The following is a 17,729-nucleotide window of genomic DNA, read 5'->3' as shown; positions in this document are numbered from 1 at the left end:
GGTCCGGAATCCGCCGCAGCCCTCGGGGAAGACCCCGCGAGGGGTGCCGAGAACCTCTTGGCTCAAGGGTGTGACGCGGGCTACAGTTCCCCGAGTTTCTGTGGTCGGTGTCTGCTAACTAGATGGCCCGTACGGCCCGTTCCCCCTCCCCCCGTTCGAGGAGTCGGATGTCGCCAACACCAGCGCTCGAGATCCGCGGGCTGTCGAAGACGTTCCCCGGTCAGCGCGCCCTCGTCGACGTCCACCTCGAACTGCAGCCGGGCGAGATCCGCGCGCTCGTCGGCCAGAACGGCTGCGGCAAGTCGACGATGATCAAGGTCCTCGCCGGCTACCACGACCCCGATCCGGGGGCGGAGGTGTTCGTCGACGGCCAGCCGCTCGCGCTGGGCACGGCCGGCGCGGGTGACCACGCCGGGCTGCGGTTCGTCCACCAGGACCTCGGCCTCGTCCCGACGCTGGACGCCTGCGACAACCTCGCCATGGGGCACGGCTACGAGCGCAACAAGCTCAAGCTGATCTCCTGGCGGAAGGAGCAGCGCCTCGCGCGGGACACCCTGCGGGACCTGGGCTACGACTTCGACGTCCGTCAGCCCACCAGCCACCTGGTCGTCAGCCAGCGCACCGCGATCGCCCTGGCCCGCGCCCTGTCTCCGCGCGCGACACCGCCCCGCGTCCTCGTGCTCGACGAGCCGACGGCGAACCTGCCGGCCACCGAGATCAAGCGGCTGTTCGAGGTCGTCCGCTCCGTGCGGGACCGCGGCGTGGCCGTGCTGTTCGTCTCCCACCACCTCGACGAGGTCTTCGGCCTGTGCGACACCGTGACGGTGCTGCGCGACGGCCGGCACATCGTCACCCGGCCGGTCGAAGGGCTCGACGAGGACGCCCTCATCGCGCTCATGATCGGCCGGACCCTGGAGCAGTTCCCGACTCCGCCCGAGGCCGCCGGCGAGGCCGGCGAACCGGTCCTGCGGGTCCGGGACCTGCACTCCGGCGTGCTCGCCGGCGTGGACCTCGACGTGCGCCCGGGCGAGATCGTCGGCGTCGCGGGGATCACCGGGTCCGGGCGCGAGGAGATCGCGCTGGCGCTGTTCGGCGGCGTGCCCCGCACCGGCACCGTCTCGGTCGGGGGGAAGGAGATCGTGGAGCACCGCCCGGACAAGGCGGTCGAGGCCGGGCTGGCGCTGGTGCCGTCGGAGCGGCACGCCAACGCGGCGTTCCTCGAATCGACGCTGCGCGAGAACGTCTCGATCGTGAACCCGGGCGCCTTCCTGAGCCGGGGTCTGCTGAGCCGGCGGCGCGAGGTCTCCGAGGTGACCACCTGGCTGCAGAAGCTCAAGGTCCGGCCGCCGCACCCCGAACGTGCGCTCGCCACGCTCTCCGGCGGCAACCAGCAGAAGGTGATGCTGGCCCGCTGGATGCGCCAGAAGCCGACGGTGCTGGTGCTCGACGAACCCACGCAGGGCGTGGACGTGGGGGCCAAGGCCGACATCCACGTCCTGGTCGAGGAGGCAGCGGCGCAGGGCGCCGCCGTCGTCGTCGTCTCGACCGACCACAGCGAACTGACCCGGCTCGCCGAGCGGGTCGTCGTCCTGCGCAACGGACGGGTGGCGGACGTCCTGCGCAGACCCAACATCGACCCCGACAGGATCACGGCCGCCACGATCGGCCAGAGCAAGGGAGTGGCGGCATGAAGCACACCGGCACCACCGGCGGTACCCGCTCCGCGGGAGAGGCCGGCCCCGAGGGCACGGCTCCGGCCGTCGATTCGGTGGTGACCCCGCCCGAGACGGGTGTCCACCTGAACCCGGCCGAGGCCGGGAACCCCGTCGTCGAGGCCGACCTGTCGACCCAGCCCGAGGTGGAGGAGCCCGGTGCGCGTCGCAAGGGGTTCTCGCTGGGACTGGACCGCTTCAGCGGTCTCTACGTGTGGGCCGCCCTCATCATCGTCTTCGCCATCTGGGTGCCGGACACGTTCCTGACGGTCAACAACGCCACGATCATCCTCGGCAACGAGGCGATCACGGCGATGCTGGCGCTCGGCATCGTCATCCCGTTGGCGGCAGGTGTCTTCGACCTGTCGTTCGCCGGGGTCGCCGGCCTCTCGGTCGCGGTGACCGCCTGGGCGCAGGTGGAAGGGTTCAACCCGCTCGTCGCCGCCCTCCTGGCCATCGTGGTGGCCACGCTCATTGGCGCGGTGAACGGCTTCGTGGTCGTCGGTCTGAAGGTCAGCTCGTTCATCGCGACGCTGGGCATGAGCAGCCTGCTCCTCGCCGCCACGTTCTGGGTCACCGACGGGAAGCAGATCGTCTCGGGCTTCAGCGAGGGCTTCCTCGACCTGGGCAACACGCGGGTCCTCGGCATCCCGCTGCCGTTCTACGCCATGCTCATCCTGGCCGCGGTCATCTACATCCTGATCGAGTACCTGCCGGTCGGGCGCTACCTCTACGCCTCCGGCGGCAACCCGGTGGCGGCCCGGCTGGCCGGCGTGCGCGTCGACCGCATCGTCTTCGGATCGCTCGTCGCCTCGTCCCTCATCGCGGGGATCGCCGGCGTCGTCCTCGCTGCCCGGATCGGGACGGCATCGCCCGACATCGGCCCGTCGTACCTGCTGCCCGCCTTCTCCGCCGTCTTCCTGGGGTCGACCCAGATCAAGCCCGGCCGGGTCAACGTCGTCGGCACCCTGATCGCGATCTACCTCCTCGCGACGGGCGTGAAGGGCCTGCAGCTCGCCGGGGCCCCGAACTACACCGACGACCTGTTCAACGGCGCGGCGCTGATCATCGCGGTCGCCCTGGCGGCCCGGTCGGCGCGCAAGGTCTGAGGTCGCGGCGTCGCCCCCGGGGTTGCCGACCTCAGAAGGTCAGCAGCCCCGGGTCGGCGTTCTCGACGTGGTCGCGGTCGTTGAGGCTGTGCAGCGCCCGGCGCGGGCCCAGCAGCCGTACCCGGCTGACCGAGGTGTGCGCGGGGAGGAAGAACATGTCCTCGGTGATCCCGAGGATGTGGGCCAGGTACGCGTTGATGACGCCGCCGTGGCACACGACGACCAGGTTCGCGCCGGGGTGCATGGCCAGCAGGCCCTCGACGGTCGACACGACCCGGTGGCGCAGCTCCGCGCTGCTCTCCCCGAACGGGACGAGGTCCCAGCGCCGCTCCCTCGGGAAGCGCTCCTGCACGCCGCGCCAGAACGGCTCGGCCAGGGCGTCGGCCGGCGTCGCGCCGTCCTCCAGGTCGCGGTAGGTCTCGACCTCGCGGAGATCCTCCAGCACGACCGGTTCCAGGTCGTGGTGCGCCGCGATGGCCCGCGCCGTCTCCAGCGCCCGGCTCAGGTGGCTGCTGACCACGAGGTCGACCGGCCGCTCGGCGAAGGCCTTGCCGACCCGCTCCGCCTGCCGGCGGCCGACCTCGGAGAGGGGCGGGTCCACCCACTCGGCCGGCGTGAACACCGGCGACGTCGGCAGCTGCTGCTGGCCGTGCCGCACCAGGCACAGCTCGGTGACGTCCGGCTGGGCGAGCAGGAACGTGTGGTGCATGGAGAACGGCGGCGGCGCCGGGGCCGGAGGCCGGCGCGGCGGGGAGGGGGTCGCCGGTGACGCGGGCACCGGATGGGCGGTGGTCACGGCGCCGACCGTAGCCGGACGGCAGGGGGCGCACCCCGCCGGGGTCGGCTACTTTCTGCAGGAGCTCTCAAGCTAGGAGGCGCCGCGATGAGCTGGTTCGGAACGCCGCCGGCGGGGCTGGACATGTACCACGTCGGCGTCGTGGTGCCCGACGTGCGGGCCGCGATGACCCGGTACTCGGAGGCCCTCGGCTTCACCTGGAGCCGGGTCGGCGACACCACGCTCGACGTGCTGGTCGACGGCCGCCAACGGGAGGCCCGCATCGCGGCCACCTATTCCATGGAGGGGCCCCCGTACCTCGAGCTGGTGGAGGAGGTCTCCGGCGGGGTCTGGGCGGCGCAGGCGCTCGGGCTCCAGCACGTCGGATTCTGGGTCGACGACCTCGAGGGTGCGATCACCCGCTTCGACGCCGCCGGCCTGCCGGGGCGGGTGCGCCACCTGCCCCCCGAGGGGAAGCCCACCCTGTTCAGCTACCACGACGGAGGAGCCGGGCTGTGGTGGGAGCTGGTGAGCACCGCCTTCCGTTCCCACCTGGAGGCGCGGCTGGCGGCCGGTGAGGAGAAGCCGTGAGCACCGCGGACGACGAGCTCGCCGTCCGGAACCTGGTCGCCCGGTACTGCGACGCGGTCTGCCGGCGCGACCCGCGGGCCTGGGCGGCCACGTGGGCCGTCGACTGCACCTGGGACCTGGGCGGCGGCCGGGTGGTCAGCGGGCGTGAGGCCGCGCTCGAGCTGTGGACGTCGGCGATCGCCCGCTACCCGTGGGTGGCGCAGCTGGCGCCGACCGGCACCGTGACGGTGGACGGGGACACCGCGCGCGGCGCCTGGTGGGTGCTGGAGCTCAACCACCTGCCGGACGGCAGCGGGGCGCTGCACCTCGGGCACTACGACGACGAGTACCGGCACACGGAGGAGGGCTGGCAGTTCGCCTCCCGGCGGTTCCGCATGGTCTACCGCGGCCCGCTCGACCCCGGAACCGTCGTCCCGCTCCCGCCGGGCTGAGCGCGCGACCTCAGCGCAGGACGAACCCGGGGACCAGCGGGTCGTGGGGGTCGATCGAGAACACGTGCTCGCCGGTGCGGTACGCCATGCCGGTGACTCGGGGGACGACGGCGGGACGTCCGCCGGCGTCGACGGTGTCCAGCACCGCGCCGGTGAACGTGCTGCCGACGATCGAGTCGTGCCGCAGCACGGTGCCGGCGGGCAGCCGGCCGTCGGCGGCCAGCACCGCGAGCCGGGCGCAGGTGCCCGAGCCGCAGGGGGAGCGGTCGACCTCGCCGTCGGCGAAGACGGTCACGTTGCGCTGGTGCACCTGCCCGGCCGTGTCGCCGAGGTCGTCGACCCAGATCGTGCCGTAGACGCCGCTCTGCCGCGGGTCGCCGGGGTGCACGGCGTGCTCGCTCTCGTTCAGCGCCCACTTGATCTCGCGGCCGAGCGCGATGAGCGCACCCAGGTGCTCCGGGGTGACCGACAGTCCCAGCGCGGCGGCCGGCAGCGTCGCGTAGATCGCCCCGCCGTAGGCGACGGTCACCGTGACCTGCCCGCGGGAGGTGGTCACCGGAACATCGGTGGCGACCACCCAGCTCGGCACATTGACGAAGTCGACGGCGACCACCCGGGCGCCCTCGCGGTGCACCCGCGCGGTCACCCGCCCGGACGGCACGTCGATGACCACGTCCACGCTGCCGGTCTCCGGGGCGGCCACCCGGCCGGTCTCCACCGCCCAGACGCCGAGCGCGATCGTGCCGTGCCCGCACGCGGTCGAGAAGCCGTCCTTGTGCCAGAACAGCACGCCGATGTGGGCGCCGTCGTCGTCCGGCGGCACGAGGAACCCGCCGTACATGTCCGCGTGCCCGCGCGGCTCCGAGCACAGCACCGCCCGCAGCCCCTGGACGTCGGGGTCCTCGATCGCCCGGGCGCGGCGCTCGGCCACCGTGGCCCCGGGGATCGGCACCGGGGGGTTGGCGACGATCCGGAACGGCTCCCCGCCCGTGTGGTAGTCCGTGGTCGCGATCGTCGACGGCAGCACGCGACGAGCCCCCGGCGTCACGCAGCCGGCTCGAGCAGCGCCGCGCGCAGCCGGCCGATCGCCTCGGGGAGCAGCCCGCCCGCCTCGGCCCATCGCCGCGCCCCGCCGTGCTCGTCGTCCAGCCAGGCCAGGAAGTCGCGCATGGTGGCCGGGTCGGACTCGAAAATCCAGGACGGCGCCGCCGCCAGGCCGTTGCCCTGGAAGAACGGTGAGGACCGGATGCGGGCGAGGATGCCCGGCATGTTGTCGGTCGTCGCGGCGTAGTCGGCGACCACCTGCTCCCGCTCCACCCCGAGCAGCTCGAGCAGGAGGGCGACCAGGAGGCCGGTCCGGTCCTTGCCGGCGGTGCAGTGGACGACCGCGGGCAGGGAGTCCTGCTGCGCCAGCAGGTCGAGGGCGGCCAGGAGTTGCGGGCCGTTGTCCCGGAGCTGCAGGACGTAGTCGTCGAAGAGGTTCGTGGCCAGCCCGGCCGCCGCCTGCTCGGGGGTCAGCGCACCCTTGGGCTGCAGGGGCAGGTTGACGTAGCGGACGTGCTCGACGTGCGACAGGCCGCGGCCCTCCCGCGCGCACTCCTCCTCCGTCCGGAGGTCGACCACGAGCCGGGGCGCGACGTCCCGGACCAGGGTGACCGCGCCGTCGTCGGTGAGCCCGCGAAGGTTGTCCGACCGCACCACCCGGCCGCGCCGCACCCGCTTGCCGTCGGGCGTGGTGAGCCCGCCGAGGTCGCGGACGTTGAGCAACCCCTCCACCACCAGGGTCCGGACCGCTGGCCCGGTTCGCGGGTCCGAGGTCTCCATGCGACCGCCTTCCGACCGGATTGGGGGCTTCCAAACTAGTGACACTGCCAAGTTAGTGCCCTTACAGTTCCCCGACGCCCGGTCCCGTGAGCCGGGTCACAGCCGCGGGCCCCGCCCGCCGAACAGGAAGGACCGCCGTCGATGTCAGAGCAGCACGGCTGGCTGATCGACACCGTTCCGAGCGAGCGGTTCCCGGTGTACACGCGGCTCAACGCCAACGACGTGCTGCCCGATCCGATCACGCCCCTGGGTGCCAGTTTCTGCTGGATCCCGCACATCATCCCGGGCTGGGCGGCCGGCTACGTCGCGCTCGACGCCTTCACGCCGACGGAGCTGGCCCAGGAGGACATGGCACCCGTCGCCGGGTTCTTCTACGGCTACCTGTACATCAACCAGTCGAACGTCCGGGTGGTCGGCATCCGCGCCGGCATCGGCTGGCAGGCGATCGACGCCGCCTTCTTCAGCACCGACTCCCCGCCGCACGAGGAGCGGCCCGAGGACGTCAACGAGGAGCTCAGCGCCAAGATGGGGGCGCGTACCCAGTGGGCGCTGACCACGACGACGTTCCCCGAGCTGGAGGAGGAGCGCGAGATCGCGGAGCGGATCCGCGCGTCCCGGCCGGACCTCGCCGCGCTCAGCCCGGCCGCCCTGGTGATGTACGCGCGCTCGCTCATGCCGTTCGAGCGGCTCTGCTGGCGCAGCGAGACCATCGGCAGCAACCAGGCCGCGACCGGCCCGGCCGTGCTCGGCCAGCTGCTCGGCCAGGCCGACCCCTCGCTGATCGTGAAGGTGATCGGGCAGGCCGGGGACGTCGACTCCGCGGCGCCGTCGTTCGCGCTGTGGGACCTGTCCCGGACGGTGCGCGCCGACGCCGGGCTGATGAAGGTGTTCGACGAGGGCGTGCCGGGCCTGCTCGACCGGCTGGACGGCGGGCACGCCGAGTTCCTCGCCCAGTTCCACCGCTTCCTGCGCGACTTCGGCTACCGCGGCCCGAGCGAGTGGGACATCGGCGCCGACTCCTGGGAGACCCGGCCCGAGCTCGCCCTCGGCCTGGTCGACCGGCTGCGCCACCTCGGGGACGAGGCCTCGCCGGCCAGCCGGCAGGGCGACCAGGAGCGGGAGCGGACGGAGGCGACCGCGAAGGCGCTGGAGATCCTCGGCGACAACGCCGAGGCGCTGGCGACGTTCGAGCTCGCCGTCGGCTCGGCGCGCCGCTTCGGCGCCTGGCGCGAGCGGGCCAAGACCAACTGCATCAAGGTGCTGCACGAGGCGCGGATGGCGCTCACCGAGCTGGCCCGGCGGCTGCACGCCGACGGGCACCTGGAGAGCCCGCAGCAGCTGTTCATGGCCACCGACGACGAACTCGACATCCTCATCGCCCAGCCGGAGGCGCTCAAGGAGCGCCTGGCCGACCGGGAGCGGAACTGGCATGACCTCGCCGGCCTCGACATCCCGACCTTCCTCGACTCCCGGCAGGGGGTCCCCGCGCTGGCCGACATCCCGCGCAAGACCGAGGTCGAGGTCGAGGTGGCCAAGCCCGGCGACGTCCTGCAGGGCGGCCCGGCGTCCGCCGGGGTGGCCCGGGGCATCGCCCGCGTCATCCACGACACGGCCGCCATCTCCGACTTCCAGCCGGGGGAGGTGCTGATCGCACCGCAGACCGACCCGTCGTGGACGCCGCTGTTCATGGTGTCCAGCGCCGTGGTCGTCGACGTGGGCGCGATGGGCAGCCACGCGATGATCGTCAGCCGCGAGCTCGGCATCCCGTGCGCCGCCGGCGTCACGAACGCGACCCGGCGGATCCCCACCGGCGCCGAGGTCGAGGTCGACGGGTCGACCGGGCGGGTGACGGTGATCAGCGTGCCGGAGCGCGAGGCGGCGCTCACCTGATCCGTCGGGCCGGAGGGGACCGCCCGCGTCAGTCGGGCGTTTCCCCTCCGGTCGGCCGGCGGACGACCTCCCGGTTGCCCGAGGTCCACATCCGGTGCAGCGTGCGGTGCGCGATCCGCCAGCCCGACGGCGTCCGGACGACGCGGTCGCTGTACCGGCCGCCCAGGAAGTAGTGCTCGCCGCCGGGCGCGCCCTTCCGTATGTGCTGCGAGATCAGGTAGCAGTCGGCGGTCGCCTCGTCGCCGCGCACCTCGACGACGACGTTGCCCACCAGGTGCTGCGTCGCGTCGAGGTCGGCGATCGTGCCGCGGATCAGGTCGGTGATGTCGTCGACGCCGTGCGGGTTGCCGAGCGTGCCGTAGTCGCAGACCGCGTCGGGGGCGAAGACCTCCGCCAGGCCGTCCCAGTTCCGGGTGTCGAGCGCGGTGCAGTAGCGCGCCAGCAGCTCCGAGATCGCGACCTTGTCGAGCAGCTCCTGCAGGGCGTCGGGCATCGGGCGTCCCTTCGACAGCGACCGGGTGAGGGCCAGAAACTAGACACCGTCTCCAGTTAGCGCAAGACTCCGTCCACGCGTCCGGAGGGAGGCCCCGATGTCCGGTGACCCCATGCAGGGCGACAAGGCCCGCGACTGGGAGGACGTCCGCTCGTACACCCTGGAGGAGCAGCAGGAGGCCGAGCTGCTGGAGCGGCAGACGGAGTGCACGTTCATCTGGCTGGGCAAGGACGGCCACCCGATGGGCGTGGTGATGAACTACCTCGCCCGCGACGGCCGCTTCTGGCTCACCGCCACGTCCGGGCGGCCGCGGATCGCCGCGGTGCGCCGCGACCCTCGGGTGAGCATCGCGATCACCTCGAAGGGGTCGGGCATCACGGTGAGCAAGTCGCTCACCTACAAGGGCACCTGCGTCGTCCACGAGGACGAGGACACCAAGGCGTGGTTCTACCCAGCGTTCGCCGCCCGGCTGCGCCCCGGCGACGAGGCCAAGGCGGCGTCCTTCGCGGCCCACCTGGACTCGCCGGGGCGGGTCGTCCTCGAGATCGTCCCCGAGCGCCGGATCGGCTTCGACAGCGCGAAGATGTGGGCGGCAGCGCCGTCGGCGGCGCCCTCCGGGCGGTGACGCCGGCCCCCGCGGGCGCGGTTGACGCGCGGGAGTGGTCCGCACCACACTCCCTCCCACCGCTCCGAGTTTCTGGGTCTCGATTCGAGTAAGTGGGTCGGCGGCCCGGTCCCCGCCCGCAGGAGGCACGGCAGATGCGCGCACTTCGCCAGACCCGGTGGCAGTCGGACCCCGAACTGGTCGAGGTCCCCGAGCCGGAGGCCGGGCCGGGACAGGTGGTGATCCGGGTCGGCGGCGCCGGGGCCTGTCACTCCGACCTGCACGTCATGCACGACTACCCGGAAGGGGCCGTGCCGTTCACGCTGCCGTTCACCCTCGGTCACGAGAACGCCGGCTGGGTGCACCAGATCGGGCCGGGTGTGCACGGGTTCGAGGTCGGGCAACCGGTGGCGGTCTACGGGCCCTGGGGGTGCGGCTCCTGCGCCCGCTGCAGCGCGGGGGCGGAGATCTACTGCGAGGACCCCGGCCGCGCGCTGGTGCCCGGGGGCGGCGGCGGGCTCGGCGCGGACGGCGGCATGGCCCCGTACATGCTCGTGCCCGAGGCGCGGTTCCTGTTCCCCCTGCCCGACGGGCTGGACCCGGTGCAGGCGGCGCCGCTCACCGACGCCGCTCTCACCCCGTACCACGCGGTCCGGCGCTCGCTGGCCAAGCTGCTGCCCGGCAGCACCGCGGTGGTCATCGGCGTCGGCGGACTCGGCCACCTCGGCGTGCAGATCCTCACGGCGCTGTCGGCCACCCGCGTGCTGGCCGTCGACGTGAAGGAGGACGCCCTGCGCCTGGCCGAGAAGTGCGGGGCCGATGCCACGTTCGTCTCCGACGAGAACACCGCGGCCGAGGTCCGGGAGGTCACCAGGGGCAAGGGCGCCGACGTGGTGCTCGACTTCGTGGGGGCCGACGCCACCATGGCACTGGGCAGCAAGGTGGTGCGCAACGTCGGGGACCTGACCATCATCGGCGCCGCGGGCGGCGTCCTGCCGGTCGGCTTCTACACGATGCCGTACGAGGCCAGCGTCCAGTCGACGGTCTGGGGCTCCCGGCCGGAGCTGGCGGAGGTCCTGGAACTGGCCGCGGCCGGCCACCTCACCCCGGAGATCACCACGTTCGGCCTCGAGGACGCCATGGACGCCTACCGGCAGATGGCCGACGGCACCCTGCAGGGCCGGGCCGTCATCGTCCCGAACGAGCGGTGACCTCCACCGATCCGGTCGCCGTGGACCCGGTCCAGCGGCTCGTCGCGATCGAGGAGATCCGGGAGGTCGTGCTCCGGGCCTGCCGCGGCATCGACCGGCTCGACGTCGACCTGCTGCGCAGCGCCTACCTGCCGGGTGCCGTCGACGACCACGGAGTCTTCGTCGGGGACGCCGTGGAGTTCTGCGACCGGGTGATCGCCTCCCACCGCCGCTACGAGGCCACGATGCACTGCGTCCTCAACCACCTCGTGGAGCTCGATGGTCCCGACGACGCGCGAGGCGAGGCGTACGTCATGGCGCACGTGCTGCGGCGGGACGACGCCGGGGTCCGGGTGCTCGACGCCTGGTGGGGCCGCTACGCCGACCGGTACGGCAGGCGGGACGGCCGCTGGGGCATCCGCCACCGCGTCGTCGTGCACGAGTGGACCCGCCAGCAGCCGCTGGGCGAGCCGATGCGCAGCGATACCGACCAGTTCCGGCAGGGCCTCGAGGACCGGGGGACGGGCGCGGCCCTCGGCCCGGAGGCCTTCCCGCCGCGTGATCGGGCGGGTTGAGGCAGGAGGAGGGAACGTGGACACGCTGGTCCTGGGTGGTTCGAGCTTCGTCGGCGGGCGGCTGGTCGAGCACCTGCGGCGCGACGGCGCGGAGGTCACCCTGCTCAACCGCGGCCGGACGCCCCCGCCGCCCGGGGTCGGCCAGCTGGTCGCCGACCGCAAGGACCCCGACGCGATGCGCGCCGTCCTCGAGGGGACGGAGTGGGACGCCGTCTACGACGTGTCCGGGTTCGTCATGGCGGCCGGTGGCTCCTCGTTCGAGGACCTGGTGCGGCTGCTCGACGGCCGCACCGGGCGGTACGTGTTCGTCTCCTCGATCATGGCCTACCGGCCCAGCGGCTTCTTCCCCTGGACCGAGGACCAGCCGGTGCGCGACGAGCCGCCGACCACCTACGGCGGGTTCAAGGTCTACGCCGAGCGGGTGCTGCTCGACGCCGCCCATGAGCGGGGCTTCCCCGCCACGGTCGGGCGGCCGGCGGCCATCTACGGCCCGACCAACAACATCTACGACATGGAGGCGGCGATGTTCACCCGCCTCCGCCGCGGCCTGCCGGTCCTGCTGCCGCACCAGGGCCTCGTGGCCACCTCCTACGGGCACGTCGACGAGCTGTGCACCGGCCTGCTCGCGCTCGGCCGGCACCCGGCCGCGGTGGGGGAGGTCTTCAACCTCAGCGGGCAGGGGGTCACGGCCGCGCAGTATGTGGCGACGGCCGCCGAGGTCGTGGGCGCCGAGCCGGACGTCGTCCCCGTGCCCGACGACGCCCTGGCCGGCCTGAGGAAGCCGCCGCCGTTCAGCCACCTGTTCGCCGCGCGCCACCACGGGATCGTGAGCACCGAGAAGGCGCAGCGGCTGGTCGGTCTGCCGCCCGAGCGGGACTTCCGCACCGGCATGGCCGAGACCTACGCCTGGTTCTGCGACTCCCCGCTCGCCGAGACCGACGGCGCCATCGCCGATCCCCTCTGGGGCTCCGGCTTCGACCTGGCCTACGAGGCCGAGGTCGCGGAGGGCCTGCGCCGGTGAGCGGCCGGCCGGTGGACGACGCCGTCCTGTGGCGGGCGGTGGCCGCCACGATCGGCGACGTCCTCGCCCCGGCGCTGCCGCCCGGGCACGCCCTCGACACCGCCGTGCAACTGACCGGCCTGGCGCGCTACGCCGCCGAGCGTCCCGCCGCCGATCCGGAGGGGCGGGCCCGGCGGCTGCTGGAGGCGCTCGGGACCCCCGCCTCCGCGCCGGACCTCGGCGCGGCATTGCGGCAGGTGTCGGAGGTGCTCGTCCGGGCGGTCGGCGCACCGGAGCCCGACGGGACGGCGGCCGCGGTGCGGGCGGTGCTGCTCGACCAGCTCGACGAGGACATCCGGGTCGCCGCCCCGCTGCTGGAGACCTTCAGCGGCCACCCGGCCACCGACGTCGAGCCGGTGGAGCGCGGCGTGCCGGCCGACGAGCTGGACCGGCTGACCCGCTGGCTCGCCGAGGTCCACGGGGGGCCGGTGGAGGTCCGGCGCGCCATCGTCGTCTCCGGCGGTCACAGCCGGCGGATGCTGCGGATCGAGCTGACCACCCCGCAGGGCCCGGCGGGCTACATGGTGCGGATCGAGCAGGGGGGCACGTTCGGCACCGACGGCACCCTGGAGGCCGGCGCCATGCGGGCGCTCGCCGAGGCCGGTCTCCCGGTTCCGCCGGTCCGGTGGATCGAGGGTCCCGACGTGCTCGGCCGGCCCTTCTTCGTCATGGAGCTCGTGCCGGGCCGCAACGCGGTCGACGACGAGGTGCTCGACGCGTTCGTCGCCGCCCTGCACGCCATCCACGAGAGCGACCCCTCGGTCGTCTCGGCCGCGCTCGGGCCCGTGCCGGAGCCGCAGGCCGCCGTCGCCGCGCAGATCGACCGGTGGGAGGGCGTCTACCGGTCGTCGGTCCCCGAGCCGGTGCCGCTGCTCGACGAGGCCGCCGCCTGGCTGCGGGCGCACCTGCGCCCGACCGGCCGCACCGTGGTCGTGCACGGCGACCCCGGTCCGGGCAACTTCCTGTCGCAGGACGGCCGCATCGTCGCGCTGACCGACTGGGAGTTCGTGCACCACGGCGACGCGGCCGAGGACTGGGCGTACCTGGCGATCATCCGCGGCCGCAAGCTCGGACCGCCCGAGGCCTGGTTCGACCGGATCGAGCGCATCACCGGCATCCGGCTCGAGCCGGCCGACTGGTCCGCGTGGGAGGCGTTCAACCAGTTCAAGGGCGCCTGCGCCAACCTGACCGCGCTGCGGCTGTTCCGCGACGGCGTCGCCTCGACGCCGAACCTGCTCGCGATCGGCACCGCGGTCCACGCCCGGTTCCTGCGGCGGCTGGCCGACCTGGTCGCGCCGTCCCCCGGTTGACGACGGCGGCCGCCCGGCCGCCAGGAGGAGGAGAGGTCCATGGACGCGGTCCTGCAACGGCTGCTCGACGAGCGCGACATCACCCAGCTCTGCTACCGCTACGGCACCGCGCTCGACACCCGCGACTGGCCCCTGCTGCGCACGTGCTTCACCGACGACGCGGTGACCGAGTACGAGGGGCTGGGCTCGTTCGAGGGGTATCCGGCGATCGAGCAGGTCTGCCGGGGCGCGCTCGGTTCACTGGACCGGAGCCACCACCTGATCGGCAACGTCCAGGTCGAGGTGGACGGCGACAGCGCGACCGCGCAGTGCTACCTGCACGCCCAGCACGTGAAGGCCGGCACCCCCGGCGGCGACCTGCACGTCATCGCCGGCCGGTACACCGACCAGGTCGCGCGCACCCCCGACGGCTGGCGGTTCACCCGCCGGCGGCTGGAGACGTGGTGGACCGACGGCAACCCGGCGGTCATCGGCGGCTGACCCGGGCGGTCAGCGGGCGGTGTCCTCGCCCTCGGTGTGCGTCACCGGGATGATCGCCGCCTCCGGCGGGAGGTGGGCGCCCGGGTCGACCTCGACCGTGGGCTCGACCACCGGCGCCACCCGGATCTCGGCCGGCGGCTGGTGGGCCTGCTCGGCGGCGGCCTCCGCGGCCGCGAGCGCCTCGTACGACGGGCCGGCCGTGCCGCTCGGCCGCGGCACCTCGTCGTTCATCAGGGGCACCACCCCCGCCTCCGGGGGCACGTGGGACACCTCGACCGTGGGCTGGGTGGTCGGTGCCACGCGGGCCTCGGCCGGGAGCTGGTCGTCCGTGGGGGACCGGCCCGAGGACGCGGCCACGGCGGCGCCGGCGGCGACTCCCGCGGCGGCCGCCGCGACCCCCGCGGCGACGGCCTTCCCGGACACCCCGGCCTTGCCGCTGTCCCCCTGTGAGGCGGCGGCCGCCTCGACGCCCGGCGTCCCGGCGCCGACGCCTTCGCCGATCGAGCCACGCCAGGCGCCGGTCGCGTACCCCTGGTCCTCGACCAGCTGCTTGAACCTCTCCAGGTCGGAGGTCACCTGGCGCTCGACGACGCCGAGCTTGTCGCCGACCTGCTCGACCAGACCCTCCGGCTCGTACTCCAGGGAGAGATGGACGATCGTCGAGTCCGGTCCGGCCGGCTCGAACCGGACCGCACCGGCATTCGTCGCCCCACCGATCGCTGCCCAGGCGACCTTCCGGTCGGGCACCTGCTCGAGGATCTCGGCGTCCCACTGCCGGCGCACGCCGGCGATCTCGGCCACCCAGTGCAGCCGCCGGTCGTCGAGCTGACGGACTTCCTTCACCCCGCCCATGAAGTGCGGGAAGTCCTCGAACTGCGTCCACTGGTTGTACGCGGTCCGGACCGGTACCCCGACCTGGACGGACCGCTCGACCCTGGTGGCCATCCCATCCCACCTCGCCTCGGTGACCTGACGCCGTGCCCGGCTGGGGTCCGGTACCCGTCCGGGCTCCTCAGGAACCGGGCGTCTGCAGGGAGCGGGCCCGGGAGCCGCCGTCGTGGTAGTCGACCTCCAGCCGGACCCGGTCGCCGTCGAGGACGACGTAGCTCATGCCGGGCGCCTGCCACCGGCGCCCCGCCGTCCCCGGGCCGAAGCGGTCGTCGGACACCGTCGCCGACATGACCCAGGTGAAGGCGAGTCCGTCGTCCCGGCTCCACCACTCGCCGGTCGGCTCCAGGCGCAGATCCGGCCAGCTGGCCAGGCCTCGCGCGAAGTAGGCGCGGATCGCCGGCCACCCGCGGTACACGCCCCCGATGACGTCGTCCAGGACGGCGTCCTCGGTGAGATAGGGCCGGGGTGCGTCCGCGTCGCCGCTGGACCACGCGGCGAACAGGGCCTCGACGAGCGCGATCCGTTCGTCCACGTCGCACCTTCCGCCGGCGCCGTCGTCGGCGCTCATTCTGGCGGTCGGACGCCGGACGTGCCAGGTGGTCCGGTTGACGCCGGTCGTGCCCACGACCACACTCGGGCGACACTTACTGTGCTCGCAGTCGAGTAACGAGGGGGACGGCCCATGACCGCGGCCGAGCCGACCACGGCCATGGCCACGATCTACTCCGAGCACGTCGACGAGCTCGTGGTCGCCGAGCGGACGCCGGTCGCGGACGGCGTCGTGAGCCTCGTGCTCGAGCACCCCGACGGTCAGGACCTCCCGGGGTGGACGCCGGGCGCGCACGTCGACCTCGTGCTCTCGCCCGAGCTGACCCGTCAGTACTCGCTGTGCGGCTCGCCCGCCGACCGCGGCCGCTGGCGGCTGGGCGTGCTGCTCGACGAGGGCGGCCGCGGCGGCTCCCGCTTCGTCCACGAACGGCTGGAGGCCGGCGCCCGGCTGCCGGTGCGGGGCCCGCGCAACCACTTCCCGCTCGTGGCCTCGGATCGCTACCTGTTCATCGCCGGGGGCATCGGGATCACCCCGATCCTGCCGATGGTGGCGCAGGCGGAGGCCACGGGGGCGGACTGGACGCTGTTCTACGGCGGGCGCCGGTCGGGCTCGATGGCGTTCCGCGACGAGCTCGCGGCCTACGGCGACCGGGTGGTGCTGCGGCCCGAGGACGAGCACGGCCTGCTCGACCTGGCCACGATCCTCGAGCCCCGGCCGGACACGCTGGTGTACGCCTGCGGGCCCGAGGGGCTGCTGCAGGCGGTCGAGCAGCGCTGCGCGGCCTGGCCGCCGGGCAGCCTGCACGTCGAGCGCTTCGCCGCCAAGCCGGTGGCCGAGGGCGCCGCGGCGACCGGCTTCGAGGTGGTCTGCCAGCGCTCGGGGATCACGGTCACCGTGCCGCCGGACCGCTCGATCCTCGAGGTCGTGCAGGAGGCGGGGGTGAACGCGCTGTCGTCGTGCCTCGAGGGCGTCTGCGGCACCTGCGAGACCGCCGTCGTGGAAGGCTCCCCGGATCACCGCGACTCGCTGCTCAGCGAGGAGGAGAAGGAGGCGGGCGACTTCATGATGATCTGCGTCTCGCGCTCGAACTCCCCGCGTCTGGTGCTGGACCTGTGACCGGCCCGGGCAGCGGCAGGGAGCCCGCGGCCGACTACCCGTTCGACTGCTGGTACCTGGCCGCCACCGCCGACGAGGTGGGAGCCGAGCTGATCAGCCGGCGGCTGCTGGGCCGCCAGGTGGTCCTCTACCGGACGAGCGACGGCGGCGTGGTCGCGCTCGACGACCGCTGCGCCCACCGGGCGCTGCCGCTGTCCATGGGCCGGCTGGTCGACGACAAGGTGGTCTGCCGCTACCACGGCTTCACCTACGACCGCACCGGCGCCTGCGTGCTCGTGCCGTCGCAGGAGCACGTGCCCTACGGGGCGGCGGTGGCCAGCCACCCCGTGCGCGAGGAGGGCCGGCTGGTGTGGATCTGGCTGGGCGACCCCCGCCGCGCCGGCACCGCCGCACCCCCGCGGGTGCCGTGGCTGGAGGACGCCGCCTGGTCGGTCCTCGGCGGCAGCCGCACGGTGGCCGCCGGCTACCAGCTGCTGCACGAGAACGCGCTGGACCGCACCCACTTCGCGTACGTGCACCCCGACACCTCGCCCCGCGGCTACCTCGAGGGCCCGCCCCCGCTGGAGATCGAGGTCACCGAGACGTCGGTGTCCTACGCCCGCACCTTCCCGGCCGCGCCGATCGCCACCTGGCAGAGCGCGGCCACCGGGCTGCCCCCGGACACCCGGGCCGTGCAGCACGAGTCCGGCGTCTTCGTCTCGCCGGCCATGCACGTCGACCACATGCGCATCGAGGCGGACGGCGTGGTGCTGCGCTCGGTGTTCGTGCGCGCGTTCACGCCGATCGACCCCGGCGCCACCCGGGTGCACTGGTGGGCGGCGCGCGACTACGCCCTGGGCGACCGCGAGGTCGACGACACCCTGCGCCGGATCCACGAACGCACGATGGAGGAGGACGAGCCGCTCCTGGAGGCGATCCAGCAGACCGTGGACCGGGACGGTCCGGGACGCCGCGTGCACGCCGCGGCCGACGCCGCCGCGGTGCGCGCGGAGCAGCTCGTGCGGCGGCTCGTCGACGAGGAGCGGCCCCGCCGACTTACTTGACACCGACTACGCTTTCGGGAATCGTCGGCCGCGGATCGTGCCCCAGGTCACAGCGGCCGCAGTCGCCCTGTCACCCCGTCTTCCG

18 protein-coding genes and 1 pseudogene are annotated in these 17,729 nt (G+C 73.7%); 13 read left to right on the top strand and 6 right to left on the bottom strand.

What is annotated here, in order from left to right; translation table 11 throughout:
• The first annotated feature begins 167 nt into the window (after positions 1–167).
• Together ACWIYF_RS18255 and ACWIYF_RS18250 are read left to right on the top strand one after the other, a co-directional pair.
• Positions 168–1,691: a sugar ABC transporter ATP-binding protein gene (locus tag ACWIYF_RS18255; protein WP_448624246.1), complete on the top strand. Its 1,524-nt coding sequence runs from the start codon at positions 168–170 to the stop codon at positions 1,689–1,691.
• The gene (locus ACWIYF_RS18250) at positions 1,688–2,821 is read left to right on the top strand and encodes an ABC transporter permease (protein ID WP_448624245.1); all 1,134 of its coding nucleotides are present in this window, start codon (positions 1,688–1,690) and stop codon (positions 2,819–2,821) included. Before ACWIYF_RS18255 ends, ACWIYF_RS18250 begins: the two co-directional genes overlap by 4 nt.
• A 31-nt stretch (positions 2,822–2,852) precedes the next feature.
• On the opposite strand, the gene ACWIYF_RS18245 is transcribed toward ACWIYF_RS18250, so the two are convergent.
• Positions 2,853–3,617: a histidine phosphatase family protein gene (locus ACWIYF_RS18245; RefSeq protein ID WP_448624244.1), complete on the bottom strand. Its 765-nt coding sequence runs from the start codon at positions 3,615–3,617 to the stop codon at positions 2,853–2,855.
• 87 nt (positions 3,618–3,704) lie between these two features.
• Here ACWIYF_RS18245 and ACWIYF_RS18240 point away from each other — a divergent pair, with 87 nt between their 5' ends.
• Together ACWIYF_RS18240 and ACWIYF_RS18235 are read left to right on the top strand one after the other, a co-directional pair.
• Positions 3,705–4,187: a VOC family protein gene (locus ACWIYF_RS18240; protein ID WP_448624243.1), complete on the top strand. Its 483-nt coding sequence runs from the start codon at positions 3,705–3,707 to the stop codon at positions 4,185–4,187.
• On the top strand, positions 4,184–4,618 hold the full coding sequence (locus tag ACWIYF_RS18235) for a nuclear transport factor 2 family protein (protein WP_448624242.1): 435 nt from the start codon (positions 4,184–4,186) through the stop codon (positions 4,616–4,618). The genes ACWIYF_RS18240 and ACWIYF_RS18235 overlap by 4 nt, the downstream gene beginning before the upstream one ends.
• A 10-nt stretch (positions 4,619–4,628) precedes the next feature.
• Here the strand turns inward: ACWIYF_RS18235 and ACWIYF_RS18230 are convergent, their stop codons facing one another.
• Both ACWIYF_RS18230 and ACWIYF_RS18225 read right to left on the bottom strand, forming a co-directional pair.
• A complete protein-coding gene (locus ACWIYF_RS18230) occupies positions 4,629–5,645 on the bottom strand; it encodes a proline racemase family protein (protein ID WP_448624241.1) in 1,017 nt (338 codons plus the stop codon).
• A 17-nt stretch (positions 5,646–5,662) separates the two neighbouring features.
• Positions 5,663–6,442 carry a tyrosine-protein phosphatase gene (locus tag ACWIYF_RS18225; protein ID WP_448624240.1) on the bottom strand — a complete coding sequence of 260 codons (780 nt, stop codon included), beginning with the start codon at positions 6,440–6,442 and terminating at the stop codon, positions 5,663–5,665.
• 141 nt (positions 6,443–6,583) lie between these two features.
• On the opposite strand from ACWIYF_RS18225, the gene ACWIYF_RS18220 reads away from it, so the two are divergent.
• Positions 6,584–8,332 (top strand): PEP-utilizing enzyme, encoded by a 1,749-nt coding sequence (locus ACWIYF_RS18220; RefSeq protein WP_448624239.1) that lies wholly within the window; start codon positions 6,584–6,586, stop codon positions 8,330–8,332.
• Positions 8,333–8,360: 28 nt separating this feature from the next.
• On the opposite strand, the gene ACWIYF_RS18215 is transcribed toward ACWIYF_RS18220, so the two are convergent.
• Positions 8,361–8,825, bottom strand: coding sequence for a nuclear transport factor 2 family protein (locus ACWIYF_RS18215; protein WP_448624238.1), 465 nt, complete (start codon positions 8,823–8,825; stop codon positions 8,361–8,363).
• Positions 8,826–8,922: 97 nt separating this feature from the next.
• Between ACWIYF_RS18215 and ACWIYF_RS18210 the strand changes: the two genes are divergently transcribed.
• The 6 genes from ACWIYF_RS18210 to ACWIYF_RS18185 all read left to right on the top strand — a co-directional run bounded on the left by ACWIYF_RS18210 (position 8,923) and on the right by ACWIYF_RS18185 (position 14,044).
• Complete coding sequence (locus ACWIYF_RS18210) at positions 8,923–9,450, top strand: pyridoxamine 5'-phosphate oxidase family protein (protein WP_448624237.1); 528 nt, start codon at positions 8,923–8,925, stop codon at positions 9,448–9,450.
• A gap of 134 nt (positions 9,451–9,584) precedes the next feature.
• Positions 9,585–10,640, top strand: coding sequence for an NAD(P)-dependent alcohol dehydrogenase (locus ACWIYF_RS18205; protein ID WP_448624236.1), 1,056 nt, complete (start codon positions 9,585–9,587; stop codon positions 10,638–10,640).
• On the top strand, positions 10,637–11,194 hold the full coding sequence (locus ACWIYF_RS18200; protein WP_448624235.1) for a nuclear transport factor 2 family protein: 558 nt from the start codon (positions 10,637–10,639) through the stop codon (positions 11,192–11,194). Before ACWIYF_RS18205 ends, ACWIYF_RS18200 begins: the two co-directional genes overlap by 4 nt.
• Before the next feature lie 16 nt (positions 11,195–11,210).
• Positions 11,211–12,215, top strand: coding sequence for an NAD-dependent epimerase/dehydratase family protein (locus tag ACWIYF_RS18195; protein ID WP_448624234.1), 1,005 nt, complete (start codon positions 11,211–11,213; stop codon positions 12,213–12,215).
• Positions 12,212–13,564, top strand: coding sequence for a phosphotransferase (locus ACWIYF_RS18190; RefSeq protein ID WP_448624233.1), 1,353 nt, complete (start codon positions 12,212–12,214; stop codon positions 13,562–13,564). The genes ACWIYF_RS18195 and ACWIYF_RS18190 overlap by 4 nt, the downstream gene beginning before the upstream one ends.
• 39 nt (positions 13,565–13,603) lie before the next feature.
• Positions 13,604–14,044: a nuclear transport factor 2 family protein gene (locus tag ACWIYF_RS18185; protein ID WP_448624232.1), complete on the top strand. Its 441-nt coding sequence runs from the start codon at positions 13,604–13,606 to the stop codon at positions 14,042–14,044.
• 9 nt (positions 14,045–14,053) lie between these two features.
• On the opposite strand, the gene ACWIYF_RS18180 is transcribed toward ACWIYF_RS18185, so the two are convergent.
• Both ACWIYF_RS18180 and ACWIYF_RS18175 read right to left on the bottom strand, forming a co-directional pair.
• Positions 14,054–14,989: an SRPBCC family protein gene (locus tag ACWIYF_RS18180; protein WP_448624231.1), complete on the bottom strand. Its 936-nt coding sequence runs from the start codon at positions 14,987–14,989 to the stop codon at positions 14,054–14,056.
• Positions 14,990–15,056: 67 nt separating this feature from the next.
• Positions 15,057–15,467 carry a nuclear transport factor 2 family protein gene (locus ACWIYF_RS18175; protein ID WP_448624230.1) on the bottom strand — a complete coding sequence of 137 codons (411 nt, stop codon included), beginning with the start codon at positions 15,465–15,467 and terminating at the stop codon, positions 15,057–15,059.
• A gap of 138 nt (positions 15,468–15,605) precedes the next feature.
• Between ACWIYF_RS18175 and ACWIYF_RS18170 the strand changes: the two are divergent.
• Together ACWIYF_RS18170 and ACWIYF_RS18165 are read left to right on the top strand one after the other, a co-directional pair.
• A pseudogene (locus ACWIYF_RS18170) lies at positions 15,606–16,601 on the top strand (PDR/VanB family oxidoreductase); the annotation flags it as partial.
• Positions 16,598–17,644 (top strand): Rieske 2Fe-2S domain-containing protein, encoded by a 1,047-nt coding sequence (locus tag ACWIYF_RS18165; RefSeq protein WP_448624229.1) that lies wholly within the window; start codon positions 16,598–16,600, stop codon positions 17,642–17,644. The pseudogene ACWIYF_RS18170 and the gene ACWIYF_RS18165, both read left to right, overlap by 4 nt.
• Positions 17,645–17,729 lie beyond the last annotated feature (85 nt).

It is taken from the genome of Geodermatophilus sp. URMC 64, assembly GCF_053502555.1.
This window is presented reverse-complemented; position numbering and strand designations above follow the sequence as displayed.

What these genes read in the sequence shown, in the direction of transcription:
- ACWIYF_RS18240 (WP_448624243.1), top strand. Translation starts at nt 3,705, where the DNA reads ATGAGCTGGTTCGGAACGCCGCCGGCGGGGCTGGACATGTACCACGTC.
- ACWIYF_RS18205 (WP_448624236.1), top strand. Translation starts at nt 9,585, where the DNA reads ATGCGCGCACTTCGCCAGACCCGGTGGCAGTCGGACCCCGAACTGGTC.
- ACWIYF_RS18220 (WP_448624239.1), top strand. Translation starts at nt 6,584, where the DNA reads ATGTCAGAGCAGCACGGCTGGCTGATCGACACCGTTCCGAGCGAGCGG.
- ACWIYF_RS18180 (WP_448624231.1), bottom strand. Translation starts at nt 14,989, where the DNA reads ATGGCCACCAGGGTCGAGCGGTCCGTCCAGGTCGGGGTACCGGTCCGG.
- ACWIYF_RS18225 (WP_448624240.1), bottom strand. Translation starts at nt 6,442, where the DNA reads ATGGAGACCTCGGACCCGCGAACCGGGCCAGCGGTCCGGACCCTGGTG.
- ACWIYF_RS18185 (WP_448624232.1), top strand. Translation starts at nt 13,604, where the DNA reads ATGGACGCGGTCCTGCAACGGCTGCTCGACGAGCGCGACATCACCCAG.
- ACWIYF_RS18210 (WP_448624237.1), top strand. Translation starts at nt 8,923, where the DNA reads ATGTCCGGTGACCCCATGCAGGGCGACAAGGCCCGCGACTGGGAGGAC.
- ACWIYF_RS18215 (WP_448624238.1), bottom strand. Translation starts at nt 8,825, where the DNA reads ATGCCCGACGCCCTGCAGGAGCTGCTCGACAAGGTCGCGATCTCGGAG.
- ACWIYF_RS18255 (WP_448624246.1), top strand. Translation starts at nt 168, where the DNA reads ATGTCGCCAACACCAGCGCTCGAGATCCGCGGGCTGTCGAAGACGTTC.
- ACWIYF_RS18250 (WP_448624245.1), top strand. Translation starts at nt 1,688, where the DNA reads ATGAAGCACACCGGCACCACCGGCGGTACCCGCTCCGCGGGAGAGGCC.